Annotated in this window: 20 protein-coding genes and 1 tRNA gene; 13 read left to right on the top strand and 8 right to left on the bottom strand. The window is 69.1% G+C overall.

Going from position 1 to position 22,026, the window contains the following annotated elements; genetic code table 11:
• Window positions 1–194: 194 nt before the first annotated feature.
• Window positions 195–410 (top strand): hypothetical protein, encoded by a 216-nt coding sequence (locus ACIBVQ_RS27805; RefSeq protein WP_399180987.1) that lies wholly within the window; start codon window positions 195–197, stop codon window positions 408–410.
• A 637-nt stretch (window positions 411–1,047) separates the two neighbouring features.
• Here ACIBVQ_RS27805 and ACIBVQ_RS27800 read toward each other — a convergent pair.
• Entirely contained in the window at window positions 1,048–1,722 is a 675-nt protein-coding gene (locus tag ACIBVQ_RS27800) for a hypothetical protein (protein WP_399180985.1), read from the bottom strand.
• A gap of 545 nt (window positions 1,723–2,267) precedes the next feature.
• Entirely contained in the window at window positions 2,268–3,113 is an 846-nt protein-coding gene (locus ACIBVQ_RS27795; protein ID WP_399180983.1) for a hypothetical protein, read from the bottom strand.
• Between the two features lie 252 nt (window positions 3,114–3,365).
• Between ACIBVQ_RS27795 and ACIBVQ_RS27790 the strand changes: the two genes are divergently transcribed.
• Window positions 3,366–3,719, top strand: a complete 354-nt coding sequence (locus ACIBVQ_RS27790; RefSeq protein ID WP_352014913.1) for an RNHCP domain-containing protein — start codon at window positions 3,366–3,368, stop codon at window positions 3,717–3,719.
• A gap of 93 nt (window positions 3,720–3,812) precedes the next feature.
• Here ACIBVQ_RS27790 and ACIBVQ_RS27785 read toward each other — a convergent pair whose 3' ends face one another.
• Both ACIBVQ_RS27785 and ACIBVQ_RS27780 read right to left on the bottom strand, forming a co-directional pair.
• Window positions 3,813–4,973, bottom strand: a complete 1,161-nt coding sequence (locus ACIBVQ_RS27785) for an alanine racemase (RefSeq protein ID WP_399180981.1) — start codon at window positions 4,971–4,973, stop codon at window positions 3,813–3,815.
• Window positions 4,974–5,136: 163 nt separating this feature from the next.
• Entirely contained in the window at window positions 5,137–5,460 is a 324-nt protein-coding gene (locus ACIBVQ_RS27780) for a rhodanese-like domain-containing protein (RefSeq protein WP_352014917.1), read from the bottom strand.
• 171 nt (window positions 5,461–5,631) lie between these two features.
• Here ACIBVQ_RS27780 and ACIBVQ_RS27775 point away from each other — a divergent pair, with 171 nt between their 5' ends.
• Window positions 5,632–6,006 carry a cupin domain-containing protein gene (locus tag ACIBVQ_RS27775; RefSeq protein WP_362784980.1) on the top strand — a complete coding sequence of 125 codons (375 nt, stop codon included), beginning with the start codon at window positions 5,632–5,634 and terminating at the stop codon, window positions 6,004–6,006.
• On the opposite strand, the gene ACIBVQ_RS27770 is transcribed toward ACIBVQ_RS27775, so the two are convergent.
• Entirely contained in the window at window positions 6,007–6,888 is an 882-nt protein-coding gene (locus ACIBVQ_RS27770; protein WP_352014919.1) for a DNA-formamidopyrimidine glycosylase family protein, read from the bottom strand.
• A 433-nt stretch (window positions 6,889–7,321) separates the two neighbouring features.
• The gene (locus ACIBVQ_RS27765) at window positions 7,322–7,927 is read right to left on the bottom strand and encodes a TenA family protein (RefSeq protein WP_352014920.1); all 606 of its coding nucleotides are present in this window, start codon (window positions 7,925–7,927) and stop codon (window positions 7,322–7,324) included.
• A gap of 83 nt (window positions 7,928–8,010) precedes the next feature.
• Between ACIBVQ_RS27765 and ACIBVQ_RS27760 the strand changes: the two genes are divergently transcribed.
• Window positions 8,011–8,661, top strand: a complete 651-nt coding sequence (locus tag ACIBVQ_RS27760; RefSeq protein ID WP_386189729.1) for a GPP34 family phosphoprotein — start codon at window positions 8,011–8,013, stop codon at window positions 8,659–8,661.
• A gap of 1 nt (window position 8,662) precedes the next feature.
• On the opposite strand, the gene ACIBVQ_RS27755 is transcribed toward ACIBVQ_RS27760, so the two are convergent.
• The gene (locus tag ACIBVQ_RS27755; protein ID WP_362911060.1) at window positions 8,663–9,886 is read right to left on the bottom strand and encodes an LCP family protein; all 1,224 of its coding nucleotides are present in this window, start codon (window positions 9,884–9,886) and stop codon (window positions 8,663–8,665) included.
• A gap of 295 nt (window positions 9,887–10,181) precedes the next feature.
• Between ACIBVQ_RS27755 and ACIBVQ_RS27750 the strand changes: the two genes are divergently transcribed.
• Together ACIBVQ_RS27750 and ACIBVQ_RS27745 are read left to right on the top strand one after the other, a co-directional pair.
• Window positions 10,182–11,618, top strand: coding sequence for a hemolysin family protein (locus ACIBVQ_RS27750; RefSeq protein ID WP_399180977.1), 1,437 nt, complete (start codon window positions 10,182–10,184; stop codon window positions 11,616–11,618).
• On the top strand, window positions 11,615–12,646 hold the full coding sequence (locus tag ACIBVQ_RS27745) for a hemolysin family protein (protein WP_362911058.1): 1,032 nt from the start codon (window positions 11,615–11,617) through the stop codon (window positions 12,644–12,646). Before ACIBVQ_RS27750 ends, ACIBVQ_RS27745 begins: the two co-directional genes overlap by 4 nt.
• A gap of 285 nt (window positions 12,647–12,931) precedes the next feature.
• Here ACIBVQ_RS27745 and ACIBVQ_RS27740 read toward each other — a convergent pair.
• Window positions 12,932–13,014 (bottom strand) — tRNA-Leu (locus ACIBVQ_RS27740).
• Between the two features lie 155 nt (window positions 13,015–13,169).
• Between ACIBVQ_RS27740 and ACIBVQ_RS27735 the strand changes: the two genes are divergently transcribed.
• From ACIBVQ_RS27735 to pknB, 7 genes are all read left to right on the top strand, one after another.
• Entirely contained in the window at window positions 13,170–13,910 is a 741-nt protein-coding gene (locus ACIBVQ_RS27735; protein WP_352013502.1) for a DUF3662 and FHA domain-containing protein, read from the top strand.
• A 17-nt stretch (window positions 13,911–13,927) separates the two neighbouring features.
• Complete coding sequence (locus ACIBVQ_RS27730) at window positions 13,928–14,398, top strand: FHA domain-containing protein (RefSeq protein ID WP_352013503.1); 471 nt, start codon at window positions 13,928–13,930, stop codon at window positions 14,396–14,398.
• The gene (locus tag ACIBVQ_RS27725; protein ID WP_362911057.1) at window positions 14,395–15,708 is read left to right on the top strand and encodes a Stp1/IreP family PP2C-type Ser/Thr phosphatase; all 1,314 of its coding nucleotides are present in this window, start codon (window positions 14,395–14,397) and stop codon (window positions 15,706–15,708) included. Before ACIBVQ_RS27730 ends, ACIBVQ_RS27725 begins: the two co-directional genes overlap by 4 nt.
• A gap of 4 nt (window positions 15,709–15,712) precedes the next feature.
• Window positions 15,713–17,092, top strand: coding sequence for an FtsW/RodA/SpoVE family cell cycle protein (locus tag ACIBVQ_RS27720; protein WP_352013505.1), 1,380 nt, complete (start codon window positions 15,713–15,715; stop codon window positions 17,090–17,092).
• Window positions 17,089–18,546, top strand: coding sequence for a peptidoglycan D,D-transpeptidase FtsI family protein (locus ACIBVQ_RS27715; protein ID WP_399180974.1), 1,458 nt, complete (start codon window positions 17,089–17,091; stop codon window positions 18,544–18,546). The genes ACIBVQ_RS27720 and ACIBVQ_RS27715 overlap by 4 nt, the downstream gene beginning before the upstream one ends.
• Window positions 18,543–19,979 (top strand): protein kinase, encoded by a 1,437-nt coding sequence (locus ACIBVQ_RS27710; protein ID WP_362911055.1) that lies wholly within the window; start codon window positions 18,543–18,545, stop codon window positions 19,977–19,979. Before ACIBVQ_RS27715 ends, ACIBVQ_RS27710 begins: the two co-directional genes overlap by 4 nt.
• A gap of 82 nt (window positions 19,980–20,061) precedes the next feature.
• Window positions 20,062–21,927, top strand: a complete 1,866-nt coding sequence (pknB, locus tag ACIBVQ_RS27705) for a Stk1 family PASTA domain-containing Ser/Thr kinase (protein WP_399180972.1) — start codon at window positions 20,062–20,064, stop codon at window positions 21,925–21,927.
• Window positions 21,928–22,026: the final 99 nt, after the last annotated feature.

Genomic DNA, 22,026 nt, shown 5'->3' with positions numbered 1-22,026 from the left:
CCGGATATCTCATAATTCCGGCATACCGAACACGCGGTCATCTAAGGGTCATGAATCACACGCGATGACCTAACTTCCGAGCTTCAACCTCAGTAAACGAGTGGTGCAGCCAGCTTCAACAGGGAGTCGTCGGGTTGGATTACTCATATCCTCCAGCCGAAACGCGTCTGCGCTTGTAGAAGGGTTCCTGCGTCGTGAGTTTTGATCTTGGGGTGTGGGCTGTTCCGCAGCCCATCAGTGATGCTCAAGCCATGCGAATCTATGAAGAGCTGTGCGAGGAGAACGCTGCGTCGGTGCGGGATGATCCTGGAGTACAGCGCTTCGCTCAGACGCTGCTGGAGCAGTTCCCGGCGCTGGAGGACCTGGCCGATGAGCAGATAGAGGCCTCGCCTTGGAGCGTGAGCCCGTGAGTGACCGACAGCCACGTGCTCATAAGCACGGTCTGGTCCAGGTCGAGCGAAATGATTAAGTTCGTGCTGGAGCTCGCGGGTCAGTATGGCTTGGTCTGCTTCGACCCGCAGGATGCGGTGATTGTGCATCGCCCTTCCACTCCGGCCTAAATCGGCAGGGGTGATTCCCCTACGCCAACGATGGCCGGGTTCCGCAGGTCGTGTTTCTCGTGGGTACGGCTGCGCGTGGGATGCACTCCCGAACGTTTTTGACCTTCTTGCCATGAGTGCCACGCGATCATGAACACGTCCCGCAGAAGGGCCGTTCGGCCGGTGCCAGGGCAGGCGTCAGACGTTCTCGCGGGCGCGCGTTACCCGGGAAACAATGCCGCGTCAGGCGTCAGACACCCCCTACGGCGGCTTCTCCGGCCCCTTCGGAGGGACTTGCGGGGAGAAGCTGGGGCCGCTTCGTTCGAACAGCAGAAACGGCAGGCCCGTGAACGGGCTGAGGCGCTGGCCGGCGAACGCCGTGAACGCCAGGTTCTGCACACGGGCAACGGCGGCGTGAACGCCCCGGTGAACAGCCGGAAGCCCTTGGCCGGTGGGTTGGCCCCTCAGCAGCCGTACGGCTTGAAGAGGTAGCCATATCCGGATGGCTTCATTCGGCCAGGCGCGCCCCGACGACGCCGTCACTCGCCGACTCGGCCGTCGTCTGGACTCCGGACCGCAGGACCGGCAGCCCGGCCTGCAGCCGGTTCAGGAATTCGTCGACGTCCAGGCAGCGGTCCTCCGCGTCGACGACCTCGGGCACGAACGCCTCGACGATGCTGTCCCCGACGGCGAAGTCGGCGTCCTCGTCATCGTCGTAATTGTTCACCCAGCGCCCGCCTGGGGCGTACACGTCCATGGCGTGGTCGTAGTCGATCACCCAAGGGGTGTCGACGGTCCCGGTCCGCAAAGAGCCGTGGTTGTACCAGCCGTAGACCAGGTGGGTGAAGGCGCCGTCGTGGATGTAGATCTCCGCTTCGCCGCCCTCCAGGGTCTCGGCCTGGGTGTGACCGCCGACGTACAGGCCGGGCCGGTCCTCATAGAGCGCGATCGGGCCGTTGACCTTCAGGTCGCCGGTGACCACGATCAACTCGACGTCGCCGCCGTGCAGTTCGTTGACGGCGTTCAGGAAATCCCCGTCGAGGGTGAGGTCGCCGTCGAAGAACAGCACCTCGTCGTAGCCGGGCGACGCCCCCGCGCCCTCGAACACGGCGGACAACGCGCCGCCCAGGCGGGCATCGGCATCGGCGTAGGACAGGGAGGCGGGGATCGCGGATATCGGCACGGGGAAGATCGTAGGTCCGTGTACTGACAGTCCGGCACGCGCGACAGGCTTCTGGAACACGGCTGGTACGCCCTCTTGCCCAACTGTGCAGCTGCCTGGCGATTCGCCCAAGGTCGGCCAGCGCCCTTGTACTGGGAAACGGGTGTCGGCTCGACCCCTGGCCGCATGTGCGATCGGTAGAGCGGTCCGAAGAGATGGTCGATCCCGTGGCAGATGAGTCGAGCTGTCGGCCCCTCGATTCCCCGATGATCGACCTCGATGCGGAATGGACGCGCACCATGCCCCGGACATCGAAGCAGCTCAAGCAGCCTTCGTGCCGCTCCTCAGTCTCGGCCTCGTGCGTCCCCTCCTGGTCGCCCCGAGTTCCGGCGTTTGCTTACGCGCCGAACCGGGATCACCCCAGTTCGCGCCCCCATGATGCGTCTTTGCCCGCTTTCGGCTATTTCCCCCTGGTGGGTGGCATGCCGGTGGAGTTCACCGGCGGCCGTACCGCACAGCCGACGATCTGCCGGAACGCCTCGTTCGCGCGCACGCTCCTGAGGCGCTCAGCGCGCCTCTGGTTCGGCCGGCAGGCGCACGACGGCGACTCCGGCCTGGGACTCGCCGAACCCCCAGCCCGCGACGAGGGAGCAGCCGGCCGCTTCCAGGACATCGGTCCACGGCCAGTGGTCGGTACCGTAGTAGAAGCCGCCCCTGCTGCGCGCGTCACGCTCGGAGAGACAGAGCATGCGGAGATGGTCGCGAAGCGCGGGGTGCGTGACCGCGCTCAGTCTCTCCTCCCAGGGCTCCTCGGCGGACATGTCGTGGATCGGCACCAGGTGCTCGGGGCCGCGTTCGGTGAACGTGGCGGCCCTCATCGCGTCGGGGAGAGTGCCGTCGGTGGCGACGCGTAGCAGCACGGTCAGCCAGCCGTTCAGCCTCTCGGACTCCTCGCCGGTCAGGTCGACGCCGTGACGGCCCAGGAGCGGTCCCAATTCCGCGCCGTACACCAGCGCCTCACCGGCCTCGTCGATCGACGAGACGGTCCGCAGGTCGGCGACGAAGGCGTCGTCGAACGGCCGGGAGCCCTTGTACCCGTCGGCACCCCACGGCCCCGTCCCCGCCAGGAGGTCGGCGTCGAAGCGGAACAGCGACTCACCCAGGTCGAACCGCCATGTCCAGGGGGAGAAGGGATACTCGCCGTCCGAATCAGGAAGGTACCTCGGCTCCCGGCCCGACAACCCCTCAGGGGTGGCCCAGGGACTCGGGAACAGGAACTCGTCGAGGGAGTCCGAGGCGTAGTACACCCCGTATCCGGCGGCGGGGTCGACGGTCGGCTCCCCGCCGAGCAGTATCTCGAAGGCCCCGGTCAGCGCGGCACTCCACCCGTTGGGGTCGGTCTCGGATGTCACGGTGCATACTCCTCTGGCACTTCGCGGGACGCCGTCGCCGGGTTAAACCAGTTGCTTTGTGGCGCGATGGGTTGTTTCACTGGCTCCGAGCAGATTAGGGGGGATGTTAATGCCCGCGGGCACCGAGGACGCCGTCGCGCGCCCTCGATCGGGTCGACGTCCCCACCGGAGGCTCCGGCGGGGGTGAGCCCGCGTGGGTCACGACGGCACAGTCAGCCGACTCGTCACCCATTTTCGTCTGGAGCTCCTCCATTGCCACGCCATCGCGCCCGCATCACCTCCTTCCGTTGCGTCAACTGCCGCCTCGACGTGCCCACCGACGCGCCGGGAACCGCGCACCGCAACCACTGCCCCACCTGCCTGTGGTCCAGGCACCTGGACAACAACCCGGGCGACAGGGCCGCCGACTGCGCCTCGGGCATGGCCCCGATCGCCATCCACGCACGTCAGGACGGCGAGTGGGCGATCATCCACCGCTGTACGGCGTGCGGCACGCTCAACGCCAACCGCGTCGCCGGTGACGACAACCCGCTCACCCTGATGAGACTGGCCGTCGCCCCACTGGCCCGCCCGCCCTTCCCGCTGGACTACTTCGCCCAGCTCTGAGGCAGCCCGGAACGGGCGCGGACCACCGGAAACCCCCGACCCGCGCCCGTCACGGAGCCTCATGCCTTCGAAAGGCCCACGGAGAAACCGAGGTCAGAGGTAGTGGAACTCGGGATGGGGGTGCATCAGGAAGTCGTGGTGGGAGATGTTCCAGGCGTAGGCGCCGGCCATGGCGAACTCCACCACGTCCCCTGGCTCCAGGGTGATCGGCACGTTCTCGGCCAGTTGGTCCTTGGGGGTGCACAGCTGGCCGGAGATCGTGATCGGTTCGCCGGGAGTGCCCGGGATGACGGGCTGGCTGTGTCCCTTGGTCGCGGGGGTGCGGATGTGGTGGGTGCCGCCCGCGACGACGGCGAACAGGCGGCCGTGGACCCGCTTGACGTCGATGACCCGGGTGACGTACCGCCCGCAGTACACCGAGACCGACCGGCCGGGCTCGATCCTGAGCGTCTCACCGGAGCGACGCAGACCGGCCAGGCCCTTGCCGTAGGCGGCCCAGTCGAAGCGGTCATCGGGATCGGCGTAGGAGACGGCCATGCCGCCCCCGAGGTTGATCTCGGTCACGCCCAGGGAGCGGGCGTGGTCGAGGACCCGCTCGTTGACCTGGAGCATGCGTTCGGCGTCCAGGCCGCTGGCCAGGTGCGCGTGGACGCCGCGAAGCCGTACCGCCTCCTGCCGGTCGAGCAGTTCCAGGCAGGCGGCGACGCCGTCGGGGTCCATGCCGAAGGGGGTCGCGCCGCCGCCCATGGCCAGGGCCACGTCGCCGAGTGAGACGGCGAGGTTGACCCGGAGCATGATGTCGGCCTCCCGGCCGGTGGCGATCAGACGGCGCAGTTCGCCGGGCCCCTCAACGTGCAGCCGGGCCACTCCGGCGTCCAGGGCGGCGGCCAGTTCGGCGTCGGTCTTGCCGGGCCCGCCGAAGGCGATCGGGACCTCGGGGAGGACGCCGAGCACGTGCGCCAGCTCACCGCCCGAGGCGACCTCGACGCCGTCCACGTGCCGGGCCAGCACCCGCAGCAGTTCGGGGTCGGGGTTGGCCTTGGCCGCGTAGTACAGCTCGACGTCACCCAGCGCGTCCCGGATGGCCGCGGCGTGCTCGTCCAGCGCGGCCAGGTCGTAGACGAAGGCGGGCAGCCGCCCGGCTTCCGCGAGTTCGTGAGCCCGTACGGTCACGGCGTCCATGGGGTCTCCGATCGGCCCGTCGGCGGCGATGTCGTCGTTGACCGAAGCGTAGGACCGTACGGCCGACGGCACGATCGGACGAGGGCGGAAGGGTTGCGCGGGGGGCGGGCCCGCGCCGGGAGAGGGTCGCGCTGACGATCACCTGAGAGGTCCTGAGGATGCTCGGTGACGTTCGGAAAGCGCTTTCGAGAAGGGGCCGTGGAGGGTTTTCAGCGCGGCCTTCGCTGTTTCTCGGTCAGGCGACGAACGGGTCGGCGCCGCTTTCGCTGATCATGGGACGGCCGGCGAAGCTCCAGGACTGCATCCCACCGCCGACGTTGATCGCCTCCCTGCCGATGTGGTTGAGCCAGGCCGCCGCGTGCGCCGAACGGCCGCCGACCCTGCACACCACGTAGACGGGCGCGTCGTGTGGAACCTCCTCAACCCTGGCCTGCAACTCACCCAGCGGGATGTGGACGGCCGTCGGGGCGTGCCCCGCCTGCCACTCGTCAAGCTCACGCACGTCAAGCAGGAACGCGTCATCCGGCACGGCCTGCGCCTCGATCTCAGGAACACTCATGCACCCATTGTTCCAAGTCCTCCGACCGATGTGGCGCAAAGTGCCCCAGCAGCCCCCGAGTCGTCCACAAGCGGCCACCATTCGACTGCATAGCGCTACCGTTGACGAACTAGACAACCTGGTTTACCTTCTATCCAAGAAAAGACAACGAGGTTTACCAATGGAGGAACCATGACCGTCGCGACCCTGGCCGACGCCCCCGCCTTCGCCAACGGCGACACCACCACGCGCTCGCTGGCCGTACCCTCACGAGGCTCGTCCGAGCTGGCCGTCTGGGCCTTCGACATGAATCCCGGCGCCTCGGGGCCCGAGCACACCGTCGACCGTGAGGAGGTGTTCGTCGTCCACTCGGGACGGGTCGTGGGCGTTCTCGGCGGCGTCGAGCACGTGGCCGAGGCGGGAGACGCGCTGATCGTCTCCCCGAACACCCCGTTCGCGCTGCGCAACGCCTCTCAGACCGAGCGGGCGACCGGCACCGTGTGCACCTCGGCCGGGATCACCGCCTCCCTCAACGGGCAGACCATCCTGCCCCCGTGGGCCCAGTGATCACTTGAGCAGGCGTGACATCCGGCGGTCGGCCAGCGGTTTGCCGCCCGTCTGACAGGTCGGGCAGTACTGCAGGGAGGAGTCGGCGAAGGAGACCTCCCGGATCGTGTCGCCGCACTCCGCACAGGGCTCACCGGTCCTGCCGTGGACCCGCAGGCCGGACTTCTTCTCGGCCTTGAGGTCCTTGGCCGCCAGGCCCCTGGCCCGGTCGAGCGCGGTGCGCAGGGTCGTGACGATGGCCTCGTGGAGAGCGGTGACCTGCTCCTCCGTCAGGCTCCCCGCGACTTTGAAGGGAGAGGTCCGCGCCGCGTGCAGGACCTCGTCGGAGTAGGCGTTGCCGATGCCCGCGATCACCTTCTGGTCGCGGAGCAGGCCCTTGATCTGGGCGCGGCTGCCGTTCAGGATGCCGCCGAGGACCTCGGCGGTGAAACCGTCGGACAGCGGGTCGGGACCCAGCGCGGCGATCCCCGGCACCTCACCGGGGTCACGCACGACGTAGACGGCCAGCCGCTTCTGCGTGCCGGCCTCGGTCAGCTCGAAGCCCGGCTCCGGCTCCCCCGGTTCGTACGGCGCCAGCCGTACCCGCAGCGCCAGAGGGCCCTTGCCCGGCCTGACCGCCTTCGCCCGGGAGAGGTCGTCCTGCCATCGCAGCCAGCCCGCGCGGGCCAGATGCGTGACGAGGTGGAGACCGTCACAGTCGAGGTCGATGAACTTGCCGTGCCTGGCCACGGCGGTCACCGTGCGCCCGGCCAGGGCGGTGACGGGGGGATCGACGGTCTTGAGGGCCTGGAAGCCGAAGACCTCGACGGTCCCGATCTTCCTGCCGACCGCGTGCCCGCGCAGGAACTCGGCGAGCGACTCCACCTCGGGAAGCTCTGGCATACCCCACAGACTAGAACCCGTCGGCGGTGAAGCGTTTTGGTTCAGGGTTACCGGCGCCAGCAATGAAGAGTTTCGGCTTGGGCGCGTCGGTGTCTGGACTGAGGAGTGAGGGAGCGCAGCGGACGAACGACGAGGGAAGACACCGACTCAGGGCGCCCAAGCCCGCGACGCCGCCAGGCGGAGCAAAAGACAGAACTTGGGCGCGTCGGTGCTTGGACCGAGGAACGCAGGAGCGAAGCGACGCAGTGACGAGGGAAAGCACCGACCCGAAGCGCCCAAGCCCGCGACGCCGCAGGCGGAGCAAAAGACAGAGCTTGGGCGCGTCGGTGTCTGGACTGAGGAGTGAGGGAGCGAAGCGGACGAACGACGAGGGAAAGCGTCGGCTCGAAGCACCCGAACCCGCGCCGCCGAAGGCGGCGCAAAGAGGCAGGGCCTACGGCACGTCCCAGAAGGCGATCTCGTGGCGCATGCCCTCGGTGAAGAACCGCGCCGCTCTGGCGGAGTCGGTGACGGCCTCGTCGATCATCGTGGCGACGCGCCCGGCGAGTTCGGCGAAGCCGGGGTCGGCGTAGGTGTCGATCCAGGGCCGGTAGCGGGACTCGGCGGGGGCCTCGGCGACCAGCGCCCGCCCGAGTGTCGAGTAGCCCCACATGCAGGGGTAGAGCGCGGCCAGCCCGTCGGCGTAGTCGGCGGCCGACTCCAGCAGGAACGCGGTGTAGGCCGAGCAGGCGGGCCCCTTCCGCACCCCGCCCAGGTCGGCGCCGAAGCCCGCCGACAACGAGCGGTGCAGGTCGAGCTCCTCGTGGAGGGTGGCGTGGGCCAGGTCGACCAGGACGCCCAGGTGGTCGTCGGGGGCCTGCCAGGCCAGCCGGGAGAAGACCCGCACGTAGTCGAGCAGGAACAGGTAGTCCTGTTCGAGCCATGACCGGAACACCGGCTCGGGCAGGTCTCCCCTGCCGATCCCCACCACCGTCGGATGGGCGAGCTGGACGTCCACGAGAGGGCGGCCGATGACGTGCAGTTCCTCGGAAACGCTCATAAGCCAAGCATTGTCCCAGATCACCCCACACCACCCGGTACGGCCCCGCGTCGGTGAACCGTACGCGACATAGGGTTTCGGGCATGACGACCATCGCTGAGGAGATCCTGCTGCTCGCCTACGACGAGGCGGAGGGCAGACTCCTGACCAGCTCGATCGAGCTCGACGCGGCCCTCGGGGGTTCCCTCCTGGCGGAACTGGCCGTCAACGGCCGCATCGACCTCGCGGACAAGAAGGTCACCGTCCTGGACCCCACGCCGCTCGGCGAGCGGGAACTCGACGCGGCGCTGGCCCTGATCGCCGCCGAGACCAGGCGGCGCAAGGCCGACTGGTGGGTGCGCAAGCTGTACTCCTCCGGGGTGCGCAAGCGGCTGCTGTCCGGCCTGGCCGAGCGGGGCGTGCTCGACGAGCGGCGGCACAAGGTCCTGGGCCTCTTCCCCAGCACGCGCTACCCGGAGCGCGACCCACGGATCGAGCGGGAGATCAGGCAGCGGATCGGCGACGTGCTGACCGGGGCCGAGCCGGACGAGCGCTCCGCGGTGCTGATCGCCGTGTTGCACGCCGCGAAGATCGACCGCAAGGCGTTCCCCGGTGCGGACAAGGCGCGGATCAAGGAGATCACCGAAGGCCGTTGGGCCGCCGACGCGGTCGCCAGGAGCATCGCGGCCGTCAACGCCGCCGTGGTCGGCGCGGTCGTGGCGGCGAGTGTCGCCGCCACGACCGCCTCCGGGTGAGTCACTTGCCCAGGACGTCCTGAGGGACCGGCTTGTCCTCGGCGAGGGCCTTGAACATGCGCAGCGCCTTGGCCCGGTCCCACTGGACGACGGCCTGGCCGTTGATGGTCGGCAGGGAGCCGACGGGGACGACGGTCGTGATCGGGTTGTCGCCCATCGCCAGGCCGAGGGAGAGCAGGTCGAAGGTGCCGGTCTCCTCGCCGACCTCGACCGAGTCCGCGGCGCTGAGGGCGAGCGGGATGGAGGTGAAGGGGTTGAGCAGCACTCCGGGGCTGGCCGCCTTCTTCACCACGGCGGAGAAGAACTGGCGCTGACGCTGGGTCCGCTCGAAGTCGGGGATGGCGCCGGTAGCGCGGGTCCGGACGTAGCCGAGGGCGGTCCCGCCGTCCAGCACCTGGCGGCCCTTCTTCAGGTTGATCCCGGCCTTGTGGTCCTTGATGTCCTGCTTGACGTCGATCTCGACGCCGCCGATGGCGTCCACGATGCCGACGAAGCCTCCGAAACCGATCTCCATGTAGTGGTCGATCCGGATGCCGGTCACCTGCTCGACGGTCTTGGGCAGCAGTTTCTGGCCGCCCTCGAAGGCGTAGGCCGAGTTCAGCTTGCCCCGGCCGTGGCCGTCGATCGGCACGTAGGAGTCACGCGGAAGACTGACCAGGGTCGGGCGGTCACCGGTGTCGGGGATGTGCAGGAGCATCATCGTGTCGGTCCTGCGCCCGACGGCCGAACCGGTGGCGAACTTCTTGCGCTGGGCCTTGGTCAGGCCCTGGCGGCTGTCGGAGCCGACCAGCAGCCAGTTGGTGCCGGGGGTGTCGGCGGGACGGCCCTCGTAGTCGCCAAGCGCGTCCACCCGCTTCAGCCGCGAGTTGATCGTGAAGTAGCCGCCGATCGCGACCACCAGAAGCACCACGAGCAACCCGACCAGGATCTGTACGGCCAGCCTGCCCGGCCGCTTCGGCCGCCACGACCGTCTCGGGGCGCCTCCCGAGCCCGAGGGCGGCTCGCCGGGGCCTCCTGAGGAGGGCTGCAGGGGCCTGACCTTGCCCGACCCCTGTCTGGGCTTGCCGTACACCCGGGAGGTGGCCCTTGGCTCCTCGCCGGGAACGTTCCTGGGGGAACCCTGCGCCGGATAGGCGGGCTGGCCCGCCGCTCGCGGCGACGCGGGACCCGGCGCCGGCGGCCGCAGGGCACGGGTGCGGTCGTCGTCCTCGGTCCAGTCGCCCACGTCGTATTCCCGCCACCTCTCGAAGTCACGATGAGACCGTCATTATCGACGCTACGTCGCGCTCCCGGCGCACGTAGGCGTGTGCCCAAGCTTTCGCTATGGATAAGTACATATAAGGGTGGTTATCAACCAACTATGGGATCGTCGGCCGATCTGGAAACATCGGCCCCCACGTGGATCGTTACCGTAGAGGACGACCGCTGCTCGAAAGGAAGATCGTGTCCACTTCGGACCCGTGGAGTACCTGCCCGTGCGAACGCACGGGAACCACTGACCCAGCCGGGGGAAGGACCCGGTGAACACGGTTCTCGGCCTGCTGGCCGTACTGCTCCTCACTCTCGCGACCGGTTACTTCGTCGCCCAGGAGTTCGCCTTCGTCGCCGCCGACCGGGGCGTTCTGCGTGAGCAGGCCGACGCCGGCGACGCCGCGGCCGAACGCGCGCTCACGGTGACGGGACGCCTGTCCTTCATGCTCTCCGGCGCGCAGCTCGGCATCACCGTGACCGCGCTGCTGGTCGGCTTCATCTCGGAACCGGCCATCGCGACCGTGTTGCGCCCCCCTCTCGAAGGGGCCGGGGTACCCCCGGCCGCCGTGCCCGGCGTGGCGATCGCACTGGCGGTCGCCGTGGCGACGATCATCCAGATGGTCTTCGGCGAACTCGCCCCGAAGAACCTCGGTATCGCCCGGCCCGAACCTGTCGCCAAGTTCCTCGCCCGCTCGACGCTCGTCTACCTCAGGATCGCCGGTCCGGTGATCCGGCTGTTCGACTCCGCCGCGACCGGCCTGCTGCGCAAGGTCGGCGTCGAGCCGATCGAGGAGGTCGAGCACGGCGCCAGCCCGGAGGAGCTGTCACGGATCATCTCCGAGTCCGCGACCTCCGGCGCCCTGCCGCCGCGCCTTTCCGACCTGCTCGAACGGGCGCTGGAGTTCGGCGACCGCACCGCTGAGGACGTCATGGTGCCGCGGCCCAGGCTGGTACTGCTGCGCGCCGAGCGCCCCATCTCCGACCTGCTCGACGCCGTCGCCGAACACGGCCACTCCCGCTACCCGGTGCTGCGCCACGACAACGGTGAGGAGGTCGCCGGGGTCACCGGCGTCAGGGAGTTGCTGAGGTCCCGCGTGACCGACGGGCCGATCGAGCTCGTCACCCGCCCGGCCCTGCTGGTCCCCGACTCGCTGCCGCTGCCGGTCGTGCTCGAACGCATGCGCGCCGCCATGGACGACCTGGCCTGCGTCATCGACGAGTACGGCGGGCTCGCGGGCGTCGTCACCGTCGAGGACCTCGCCGAGGAACTGGTCGGCGAACTGGTCGACGAGAACGACCCGGAGCCCGCAGGGGTCGTCGCCAACGACGACGGCACCTGGGACCTGCCCGGCACGCTCAGACTCGACGAGATCGAGCGCGCGACCAGGCTCTCGCTGCCCGAGAGCGACGACTACGACACCGTCGCGGGCCTGGTCCTGGCCACCCTTGGCAGGATGGCCGAGCCCGGCGACCGGGTCACCGTCACCCTGGCTCTGGAGAGCGACCCGCTCGACGACGACGGCGAGCAGGAGGCCGAGGCCACCCTCACCGTGCTCTCGGTCCACCGCAGGGTCCCCGAGTGGGTACGGCTGGCCTTCCCCGCTCCCGAGCGGGCCGACTTAGCCGAGGACTCCTCAGAAAGCGGGGAACACGCCTTGGCCGTACCCCGGCCCAATGAGCGCAGGCAGGCGGTGAACGGCCGATGAGCACCACCGGGGCCCTACTGCTCGGCGTCGCGCTGCTGATCGGCAACGCCTTCTTCGTGGCCGCCGAGTTCGCGGTCATCTCGGCCCGCAGGCACCGTCTTGAGGAGCTCGCGGGCAGGGGCGGCAGGATGACCCGCGTGGCCGCCCGCGCCGCCGTACGAGGGGGCAGGGAGCTGTCCCTGATGCTGGCCGGGGCACAGCTGGGCATCACGCTGTGCTCCCTGGGCCTGGGCATGGTGACCGAGCCCGCCGTCGAGCACCTGCTCGAACCGGTCTTCGGGGCGATCGGCGTGCCCGAGTCGCTGCAGGTGCCCATCTCGCTGGTGATCGCGCTCGCGGTGATCACCTTCCTGCACATGGTGGTCGGCGAGATGGCCCCCAAGTCGTGGGCGCTGACCCACCCCGAGATCGCGGCGATCGGCCTGGCCCTGCCGTTCCGCGCCTTCACGCGGGTGGTCCGCCCGGTGCTGGCCGGGCTCAACGGCCTGACCAACGGGGTGCTCGGCCTGTTCGGCGTGCGCCCGAGGGACGAGCTGGCCACCACCAGGACCCCGGTCCAGCTGGCGATGCTGGTCGGTGAGTCGGGCCGGATGGGCCTGCTCGACCGCGCCGAGCACGACCTGCTCACCCGGGCCCTGCGGGTGCACCAGCAGCCCATCGAACGGCTGGCGCTGCCCCTGGCACGGGTGGCGTGCGTCCCCGGGGACGCCACCGGCGAGCAGGTTCGCGAGGTCGCCGCGGAGAGCGGGCACCTGCGCCTGCTGGTGACCTCGGAACGGCCCGGCGAGGTCCTGGGCGTGCTGCACGTCAGGGACGCCCTGGTCCGCCCTGAGGCCTCCCCTGCGGAGCTGGCCCGCCCGGTGCCGCTCCTCGGCCGGGACACCACGATCCCCGAGGCGGTCTCCGCCCTGCAGGAGGCCCACGCCCACGTGGGCCTGGTGACCGACGGGGAGAGAGTGACCGGCATGGTCAGCCTCACCGACCTGCTCGGCGAGCTGCTGGACATGCGGGTGCTGGCCGCACGGTAGATCTTTGGAGCACTCGGGCCGGTGGGAGACGTCCTCCCACCGGCCCGTTTCTCTGTCAGCGTAATCAGCTTCGCCGTACGGACGCCTGCAAGCAGGTCGAAAGCGGCCAGAAAGGGCAGGGCGCTACATATTCGAGTGACCGGGACTTCTCCACGAGGAAGCGAACGACTAGTTTGATCACCGACCAGCCCGCAACCGCCACCCTTCGGACGGTCCCGATGCGCGACAGCGCCCCAGATGCAACGAAAAGACCCCGGCGCTTTCGCGACCGGGGTCTTGATCGAGTGGGCGAGGAGGGATTTGAACCCTCACGTCCTTTCGGACACACGGACCTGAACCGTGCGCGTCTGCCGTTCCGCCACCCGCCCTTGTTGGGTGCGCTGAAACATTAGCACGGATCAGCCGATACCCACGAACCCGGATACGATCCTCCTAGACGCGAGCGGAGCAGCAGGGGCGCGAGAGAGCGAGGAACAGCCCCGGGCGGCCGTGACCTACATAGACGGAAGAAGGGAGGGACCCGGTGGGAGTCCTTCAGCGCTTCGAGCGGAGGCTCGAAGGTCTGGTTGAGGGGGCCTTTGCGCGGGCGTTCAAATCCGACCTTCAGCCGGTCGAGGTGGCCAGCGCGGTCCAGCGGGAGATGGACGAACGGGCGGCGATCGTCGCGCAGGGCAGGACCCTCGTGCCGAACGACTTCGTGGTCGAGCTGTCGACGACCGACAGCGAGCGCCTCGACGTCTACGCCGACAGCATCAGCCACGAACTGGCCAACCTCGCCAGGGAGTACGCCAAGGAACAGGGCTACTCCTTCGTCGGCCCCGTGCGGGTCCGGTTCGAGACGGCCGAGGACCTGGCCGTCGGCCTGTTCCGCATCCGCTCCGGGGTGATCCGCGGGGCGACGGTCGAGCAGGACGAGATCCGCCAGCCGGTGAGCGACGTACCTCCTGCCCGGCCCCACGCCTTCAACGGACGCCCCCGTCTGCTGGTCTCCACCCAGGACGACCCGCAGGGCCAGCGCTCCTTCGACCTGACGACCCCGGTGACCCTGCTCGGCAGGGGCACCGACTGCGATCTTCGGCTGGTCGACCCCGGGGTCTCCCGGCACCACGCCGAGCTCCGGGTCGAGGGGCCGCAGGTCGTGCTCGTCGATCTGGGCTCGACGAACGGCACCTTCGTCAACGGCCAGCCGGTGCGCCGGGTCGAGCTCCAGAACGGCACTCGCGTGACGCTGGGGCGGACGACTCTGGTTTTCCGGCGCGATTAAAGGTAAACAGACGGTTCATGTCCGAGCTCACGCTGCTACTGATCCGCCTCGCGTTCCTGGCGGTGCTGTGGTTCTTCGTGATCGCCGCGGTAGGTGTGATCCGGACAGACTTGTTCGGATCACGCGCCGGCGCGCCGATCCCCGCCCGCAAGGCCCCCAAGGCCGCCAAGCCCGTCGTCGCCAAGCCCAGGAAGGGGGAGCCCCGGCAGATGGTCGTCACCGGCGGCCCCCTGCAGGGCACGACCATCACCCTGTCGGAGACTCCGATCACCATCGGCAGGGCGACCGACGCCACCCTGGTGGTCAGCGACGACTACGCCTCCAGCCGGCACGCCCGGCTCTTCCCCCAGGACGGTCAGTGGATCGTGGAAGATCTCGGTTCTACCAACGGAACATACCTCGACCGCTCCAAAGTCACCCGTCCGACTCCGGTGCCGCTCGGTGTTCCGATCCGCATCGGTAAGACCGTCATCGAATTGCGCAAATGACCATCGCACTCCGTTACGCCGCCCGCTCGGACGTCGGCCTCCTGCGTGAAGGCAACGAGGACTCGGCGTACGCAAGCGGCCGACTGCTCGCCGTCGCCGACGGCATGGGCGGCCACGCGCACGGCGAGGTGGCCAGCTCGGTCGCCATCGCCGCGATGTCCTCCCTCGACGAGGACACCCAGGGTGTCGACCTGCTCGGCGCCATCGAGGCTGCGGTCAGGGACGCCAATCGCAGACTCCACCAGATGGTCGGCGGCGACCCCAGCCTCAAGGGCATGGGCACCACACTGACCGCCATGCTGTGGTCGGGCACGAGGGTGGCACTGGTCCACGTCGGCGACTCACGTGCCTATCTGCTGCGCTCCGGCGAGCTGTACCAGATCACCCACGACCACACTCTCGTGCAGTCACTGGTCGACGACGGCCGGATCACCCAGGAGGAGGCCGCCACCCATCCCCAGCGGTCGATCCTGCTGCGGGCGCTCGACGGCAGCGGCGAGGTCGAGCCCGACCTGTCCCTGCGCGAGGCCCAGATCGGCGACCGCTACCTGCTGTGCTCCGACGGCCTGTCCGGGGTGGTGAGCGCCGAGACGCTGCACCAGGCGCTGTCCACGATCGACGACCCCGAGGCCGCGGTCCGCGCGCTCATCGACCTGGCCAACCGGGGAGGCGGTCCCGACAACATCACCTGCGTGCTCGCCGACGTGCTCGACGTCGACGAGGGGACCGCCCTGCCCGTCGACGCGGCCGTCGTCGGTGCCGCCGGGTCCATCAGGCAGCCCTCCCCGTCGGACGCCCCCGCCGGCCACGTGGGCCACGCGGGCGTCGTCACCATGCCGCAGCCGGTCATCACCGACGACGAGTTCGACGAACCCGTCGCCAGGGCGGCGGCGCGGCCGGTCAGGCGCCGCCGCCTGTGGCCGCTTCTGGCCTCGGTGGGCGGCGTCGTCCTCGTCGGTGGCAGCCTAGGGTGGTATTTCGGGACACAATGGCTTGAAGATCAATATTTCGTGGGAGCTAAAGGTGACGAGATCGTGGTTTTCCAAGGCGTGAAAACCAACCTCGGCCCCTTCCAGCTCTTCGACGTCGCCCGGAGCACCACGGAGTCGATCTCAACCCTTGGCGCGTTCCAGCAGGGCCAGGTACGCGACGGCATCCCCGTCCCCAGCGTCGAGGCGGGCCTGAAGAAGATCGCGGAGCTGAAGTCCTCGACGCCCCCCCAGAAGCCCGAACCCACCCCGAAGGCGACCGGGAAGGACAAGCAGACCCCCCAGTCGAGCGGCACTCCCACCCCGGACCCGACAAAGTAGATATATGAGCACCCCAAGCGTCGAGCTCGTCCCCCTGCCCGCCAAACGGCGAGTGGCCCAGTTGGTGATGCTCGCCTTCGCGGTCGTGATCGTGATGGGCGCCTACGCCAACGTGGGCCTGGCCATCGACGGCCGGGTTCCCGCGGGCATGCTCACCTACGGCCTCGGCCTCGGCGGATTCATGCTGGCCGCCTACCTCGTGATGGCGAAGTTCGCCCCCTGGGCCGACCCGCTGATCCTTCCGCTGGTGACCGTGGTCAACGGGCTCGGCCTGGTGATGATCTACCGCCTGGAGCAGTCGAAGGCGTTCGGCGCCTCGGCCACGACCCAGCTGATGTGGACGGCCGTCGGGGTCGTCATGTTCTCCGTGACGCTGATCGTGCTGCGCGACCACCGCGCCCTGCAACGACTGACCTACACCGCCGGAGCCGTCGGCCTCGTCCTGCTGATCTCACCGCTGCTGCCGTTCGTCGGCATCTCGACGAACGGCGCGCGGATCTGGGTCGGCATCCCCGGCGTGGTCCAGCTCCAGCCCTCCGAGTTCGCCAAGCTCGCTCTGATCGTCTTCTTCGCCGGCTACCTCGTCGCCAAGCGCGACGTGCTGGCGTTGGCCGGGCGGCGGCTGCTGTTCATCGACCTGCCCCGCGCCCGCGACCTCGGCCCGATCCTCATCACCTGGGCACTCAGCCTCGGCGTGCTGATCATGCAGCGTGACCTCGGCTCCTCACTGCTGATCTTCGGCGCCTTCATCGCGATGCTCTACATCGCCACCCAGCGCACCTCGTGGGTGCTGATCGGCATCCTCCTCTTCGTCGGCGGCGCGATCCTGGCCGGGATGCTCTTCAGCCACGTGCAGGACCGCTTCACCGTCTACCTGAACCCCTACGACCCCGCCCTCTACGACAAGGCGGGCGGCAGCGCACAGCTCCTGCAGGGCATGTTCAGCATGGCCACCGGCGGCATCACCGGCACCGGGCTCGGCCAGGGCCACCCCAAGCTGATCCCGCTGGCCATCTCCGACTTCATCTTCCCCGCCCTCGGGGAGGAGCTCGGCCTGACCGGTCTGATGGCGCTGCTGATGATCTACGCGTTGATCGTCGAGCGCGGCCTGCGCACCTCGCTCGCGGCCCGCGACCCGTTCTCCAAGCTGCTGGCCGGCGGTCTGTCGTTCGTGCTGGCCTGGCAGGTCTTCATCATCGTCGGCGGTGTGACCAACCTGATCCCGCTGACCGGCCTGGTCACCCCCTTCATGTCCCAGGGTGGTTCGGCACTGCTGGCTAACTGGATCCTTATCGCGTTGCTGGTACGCATGTCGGACAGTGCCAGGAAGCCCCCGCCCCAGGCCATCCAGGACGAAGGAATGACGCAGGTGTTCCAGCGATGAACGCTCCCCTCAAGCGCGTTGCCGTGGCCTGCCTGGTGATGTTCGGCCTGCTCATGCTCAACGTGAACTATCTGCAGGCCGTGAAGGCCGACGGGCTGCGCTCCGACGCGCGAAACACCCGTAACTTCTACGCCCGTTACGAGGTCGAGCGGGGCCGGATCACCGCGGGCGACAAGGTGCTCGCCGAGTCCATGGACACCGGCGACAACCAGTTCCGCTTCCAGCGGCGCTATCCGGGCGGCAAGGTCTACGCGCCCATCACCGGGTTCTTCGCCCCGGAGAGCGAGCGCGACATGGAGGCCGCGGAGAACACTCTGCTCAACGGCTCAAGCCCCGACCTGCTGATCCGGCGCGGCCTCGATCTGATCACCGCCAAGCAGACCAAGGGCGCCAACGTCGACCTGACGATCAACCCCAGGGCACAGGAGGCCGCGTACAAGGCGCTGAGCGCCAGCGGCAAGAAGGGCGCCCTGGTCGCGATCGAGCCGAAGACGGGCGCGATCCTCGCCATGGTCTCGGTCCCCAGCTACGACCCCAACACGTTGATCGGCCCGGACAAGGCCACGGTCAACACGGCTTACGGCAAGCTCGACAAGGACGAGAACAAACCGCTGGTCGACCGGGCGATCGAGCGAAGCTACCCGCCGGGCTCGACCTTCAAGGTGGTCACCCTGGCGGCCTACCTGGACAGCGACGACAGCGTCGGCCCGCAGACGCAGGTGGACGCCCCGCAGGTGCTCGACCTGCCCAACACCAGCGCCGACCTGCCCAACTACGGCGGCGCCGCGTGCGGCTCTGGCCGGGTGACGCTGACCTTCGCCCTCGAACGCTCCTGCAACACCCCGTTCGCCAAGATCGCGATGAGCCTGGGCTACGACGCGCTGAAGGAGCAGGCCGAGAAGTTCGGCATCGGCGGCGAGCCGCTGAAGATCCCGATGGACGTCGCGGGCAGCGGGATCGGCCCCGAGGAGGACCTGGCCGCCCTGGCCCAGACCTCGATCGGCCAGCGCAGCAACCAGATGACGCCGCTGCAGATGGCCATGGTCGCGGCGGGCATCGCCAACGACGGCGTGGTCATGAAGCCGTACCTCGTCAACAAGATCGCCGACGCCGAGGGCGGCGAGATCGACTCGGCCGACCCCGACAAACTGTCCACCGCGATGAGCGAGGAGAACGCGAACAAGCTGACGGAGATGATGGTCAGCGTCGTCAGCAACGGCACCGCCAACGCGGCGCAGATCCCCGGCGTTTCCGTCGCGGGCAAGACCGGCACCGCCGAGACCGTCAAGGGCAGGGCTCCGCACGCGTGGTTCATCTCCTTCGCCCCCGCCGAGGACCCCAAGGTCGCCCTGGCGCTCATCGTCGAGTCGGGCAGCGCGGGTGACGACGCCTCCGGCGGTCACACCGCCGCCCCGATCGCCAAGAGCGTGATGGAAGCGGTGCTGGGCAGATGACCGCCCTGCTCGGAGGCCGATACCGCCCGCTCGGGCGGATCGCTACGGGCGGCATGGGCGAGGTGTGGCGGGCGAAGGACGAACTTCTCGGCCGGGAGGTCGCGGTCAAGCTGCTGCGCAGCCACGTGGCCTCCGACTCGACCTTCCGTGACCGCTTCAGGATGGAGGCCAGGTTCGCGGCGCGGCTCGCCGACCCGGCCATCGCGCAGGTCTTCGACTACGGCGAGGCGGAGGACGTCGCCTACCTCGTCATGGAGCTGGTGCCCGGCGAGTCGCTGGCGAACATCCTGTCCCGCGACGGCGCCCTGGGGACCGAGGTCACCCTCGACGTGATCCACCAGACCGCCAAGGGGCTGCGGGCCGCGCACAACGCGGGCATCATCCACCGCGACATCAAGCCCGGCAACCTGCTCGTCACCGGGGCCGGGGTGATCAAGATCACCGACTTCGGCATCGCCAGGGCGCTTGAGGCCGCGCCGGTGACCCTGACCGGCACGGTGCTCGGCACCGCCCAGTACCTCAGCCCGGAACAGGCCTCGGGCTCGCCGCTGACCTTCGCGACCGACATCTACTCGCTGGGCGTGGTGGCCTACGAGTGCCTGGCGGGCAGGCCGCCGTTCGTCGCGGACACCCAGGTGGCGGTCGCGCTCATGCACATCAACGCCACCCCTCCGCCGCTGCCGCTGAGCGTTCCGCTGGTGGTGCGCGACCTGGTGATGGCGTGTCTGGAGAAGGACCCGACGCTGCGCCCGGAGAGCGCCGGCGAACTGGTCCAGCGGGCGACGACGCTGCGCGGCGTCGTGACGGCCGGCGCGGTCTCCGACTCCTCCGACCTGGCCATGCTCACCGATCCGGCCGGGTGGCGTCCCGAGCCCGCGGGCGAGTGGCCGAGGGAGATCTCCGCAGCCCCGGTCACCCCGCCCCTGCCCGACGCGACGCCCGCGACCCCGCCGTCCCAGCCCGCCCAGCCGTCCTCGCCGGAGATCACCCGGGTCTCCCGGCGTCGTACGGCGCTGCGGCGCACGACGATGGTCGTCGCCGCGGTCGCGGGATGCGCCGCCGCCTTCGGGCTCGGCACCCTGGTGGTGAGGGACGCGACGGTTCCCGCGGGCCACACCGGCCCATCGGAACCGGTCATTCCGACGACCGCCTCGGTGACCAGGACCCCTGCCGTCAAGCCACGCAAAACGAAGCCCGCGTGGACGAGACCGCCGGTGGCTCCGACAAAGTCGGTCAGGACTACGCCCACGCCTTCGGCTACGGTAAGCACATCGGCCTCTCCGAGCGTCCGGCCGACGACGTCACCATCGCCCAGCCCCAGTCCGTCCACCCCGACCCCGACGCCCACCACGAGCCCGCCGGCGACTCCCAGCCCCACCCCGAGCAGTAGCCCCACAACCGGCGAAACGAATGAGCCGACCGGGGAGACGTGATGTGGCAACAGGTCGAAGATGGACACCGGTGGCCCAAGAGGCCAGCGGCACCCAAGATGAACGGTAAGGGACAGTGCAGGAAATGACTCAGCCCCGACGCCTCGGCGATCGCTACGAGCTTGACGGCGTCGTCGGGCGTGGCGGCATGGCCGAGGTCTACCGCGCACGAGACATCCGGCTGGATCGGATCGTCGCCATCAAGACCCTTCGCGCGGACCTGGCCAGGGATCACATCTTCCAGGCCCGTTTCCGCCGCGAGGCGCAGTCCGCCGCGTCACTGAACCACCCGTCCATCGTCGCGGTCTACGACACGGGTGAGGACGTGACGGACGGCGCGCCGGTGCCGTACATCGTGATGGAGTACGTCGACGGTCGCACGCTGCGCGACCTGCTGCGCGCCGACCGGCGGTTGATGCCGGAGCGCGCGGCCGAGCTGGTCGACGGCATCCTGCGGGCGCTCGACTACAGCCACCGCGGCGGGATCGTCCACCGGGACATCAAGCCGGCGAACATCATGATCACCCGCAACGGCGACGTCAAGGTCATGGACTTCGGCATCGCCCGCGCGATGGCCGACTCGGCCGCGACCATGACGCAGACCGCGCAGGTCATCGGAACCGCCCAGTACCTGTCGCCGGAGCAGGCCCGTGGTGAGCGGGTCGACGCGCGCAGCGACCTTTACTCGACCGGCTGCGTGCTGTACGAACTGCTGACCGGGCAGCCGCCCTTCACCGGTGACTCCCCCGTCGCGATCGCCTACCAGCACGTGCGCGAGGACCCGATCCCGCCCTCGCAGATCGACCCCGAAATCCCCGCGTGGGCCGACGCCATCGTGCTGAAGTCGATGGCCAAGGACCCGGCGCAGCGCTACCAGAGCGCGGCGGAGATGCGGGCCGACATCCAGCGGGCCATGTCGGGCATGCCGACCGACGCCCAGACGACGGCCATGGCCGCAGGCGGCTACGGTGGGGCCACCCGCACCATGCAGCAGCAGGCCCCGATGCCCGAGGGCCCCTCGACCCAGCGCACCACCGCGGTCCCTCCCTACGAGTACGGCCAGCAGGACGGCGGCAGGCCGGAGCGCGGCCGTCGCCGCCAGCAGAGCGGCAACACCGCGGTCAAGACGGCGGCGTGGATCCTGGTCCCGTTGTTGATCATCGGTGCCTTCATCGGCGTCGGTTACATGTTCCTGAGCGCGCCGGGCGGTAACACCGCGGCGACGAAGGTGAAGATCCCCGAGCTGGCCACGCAGACCGTCGCCGCGGCGAAGAAGACGCTGACCGACCTCGGGCTGCAGGTGAAGATCGAGGAGACCTTCGACGACAAGCTGCCGAAGGACACGGTCATCGACACCGACCCGGCCGCGACCACCGAGGTCGAAAAGAACACCGTGGTCACCCTGAAGGTCTCCAAGGGCGTCGAGAAGGTCGAGGTGCCCGACGTGCTCAACATGACCGTCGAGGAGGCGACCTCGGCGCTTGAGAACAAGGGCTTCAAGGTCAGCGTGCAGAGCAAGGTGTCCAGCCGTCCGCAGGGCAAGGTGTTCCAGTCCGACCCCGCGGCCGGTGAGAAGGCGGCCAAGGAGAGCACGGTCCGGATCTACGTGCCCAAGGAGGCCGTCGAGGTGCCGGGCGTGGCCAACCTCACGGTCGAGGACGCCACCCGGATGCTCAAGGACGCGGGCTTCAAGACCAAGGTGGTCGAGCAGCCGAGCGACCTGCCGGAGGGCACCGTCCTCAGCCAGGCTCCCCAGGCGGGCACCAAGCTGAACCCCGGCACCACGATCACGCTGATCGTCTCCAGCGGGCAGCCCCCGCAGCCGACCGAGCAGCCGACCACCGACTATCCCGAAGAGCAGCCCACCGACGACCAGCAGCCCGACCCTGAGCCGACGGAGACCGACGACGGCTCGATCTTCGACAACTCCGGCGACGGAGACCTGAGCTGAGCCTCTGACCTGGGTTTTCCCTGAGGACCTCCGCCGTCTGGCGGGGGTCCTCGTTCGTTCCCGCCTCCGGAGATCGTTGGCGTCTCCGGTCTCAGGAAA

Origin of the sequence: Streptosporangium sp. NPDC049376 (genome assembly GCF_044466505.1) — a bacterium.
GTDB lineage: Bacteria > Actinomycetota > Actinomycetes > Streptosporangiales > Streptosporangiaceae > Streptosporangium.
The sequence above is the reverse complement of the archived record's forward strand: the minus strand, read 5'-3'. Positions and strand labels throughout refer to the sequence as shown.

What these genes read in the sequence shown, in the direction of transcription:
- ACIBVQ_RS27715 (WP_399180974.1), top strand. Translation starts at nt 17,089, where the DNA reads ATGAACGCTCCCCTCAAGCGCGTTGCCGTGGCCTGCCTGGTGATGTTC.
- ACIBVQ_RS27745 (WP_362911058.1), top strand. Translation starts at nt 11,615, where the DNA reads ATGAGCACCACCGGGGCCCTACTGCTCGGCGTCGCGCTGCTGATCGGC.
- ACIBVQ_RS27710 (WP_362911055.1), top strand. Translation starts at nt 18,543, where the DNA reads ATGACCGCCCTGCTCGGAGGCCGATACCGCCCGCTCGGGCGGATCGCT.
- ACIBVQ_RS27760 (WP_386189729.1), top strand. Translation starts at nt 8,011, where the DNA reads ATGACGACCATCGCTGAGGAGATCCTGCTGCTCGCCTACGACGAGGCG.
- ACIBVQ_RS27730 (WP_352013503.1), top strand. Translation starts at nt 13,928, where the DNA reads ATGTCCGAGCTCACGCTGCTACTGATCCGCCTCGCGTTCCTGGCGGTG.
- ACIBVQ_RS27780 (WP_352014917.1), bottom strand. Translation starts at nt 5,460, where the DNA reads ATGAGTGTTCCTGAGATCGAGGCGCAGGCCGTGCCGGATGACGCGTTC.
- ACIBVQ_RS27770 (WP_352014919.1), bottom strand. Translation starts at nt 6,888, where the DNA reads ATGCCAGAGCTTCCCGAGGTGGAGTCGCTCGCCGAGTTCCTGCGCGGG.
- ACIBVQ_RS27765 (WP_352014920.1), bottom strand. Translation starts at nt 7,927, where the DNA reads ATGAGCGTTTCCGAGGAACTGCACGTCATCGGCCGCCCTCTCGTGGAC.
- ACIBVQ_RS27720 (WP_352013505.1), top strand. Translation starts at nt 15,713, where the DNA reads ATGAGCACCCCAAGCGTCGAGCTCGTCCCCCTGCCCGCCAAACGGCGA.
- ACIBVQ_RS27775 (WP_362784980.1), top strand. Translation starts at nt 5,632, where the DNA reads ATGACCGTCGCGACCCTGGCCGACGCCCCCGCCTTCGCCAACGGCGAC.
- ACIBVQ_RS27725 (WP_362911057.1), top strand. Translation starts at nt 14,395, where the DNA reads ATGACCATCGCACTCCGTTACGCCGCCCGCTCGGACGTCGGCCTCCTG.
- pknB (WP_399180972.1), top strand. Translation starts at nt 20,062, where the DNA reads ATGACTCAGCCCCGACGCCTCGGCGATCGCTACGAGCTTGACGGCGTC.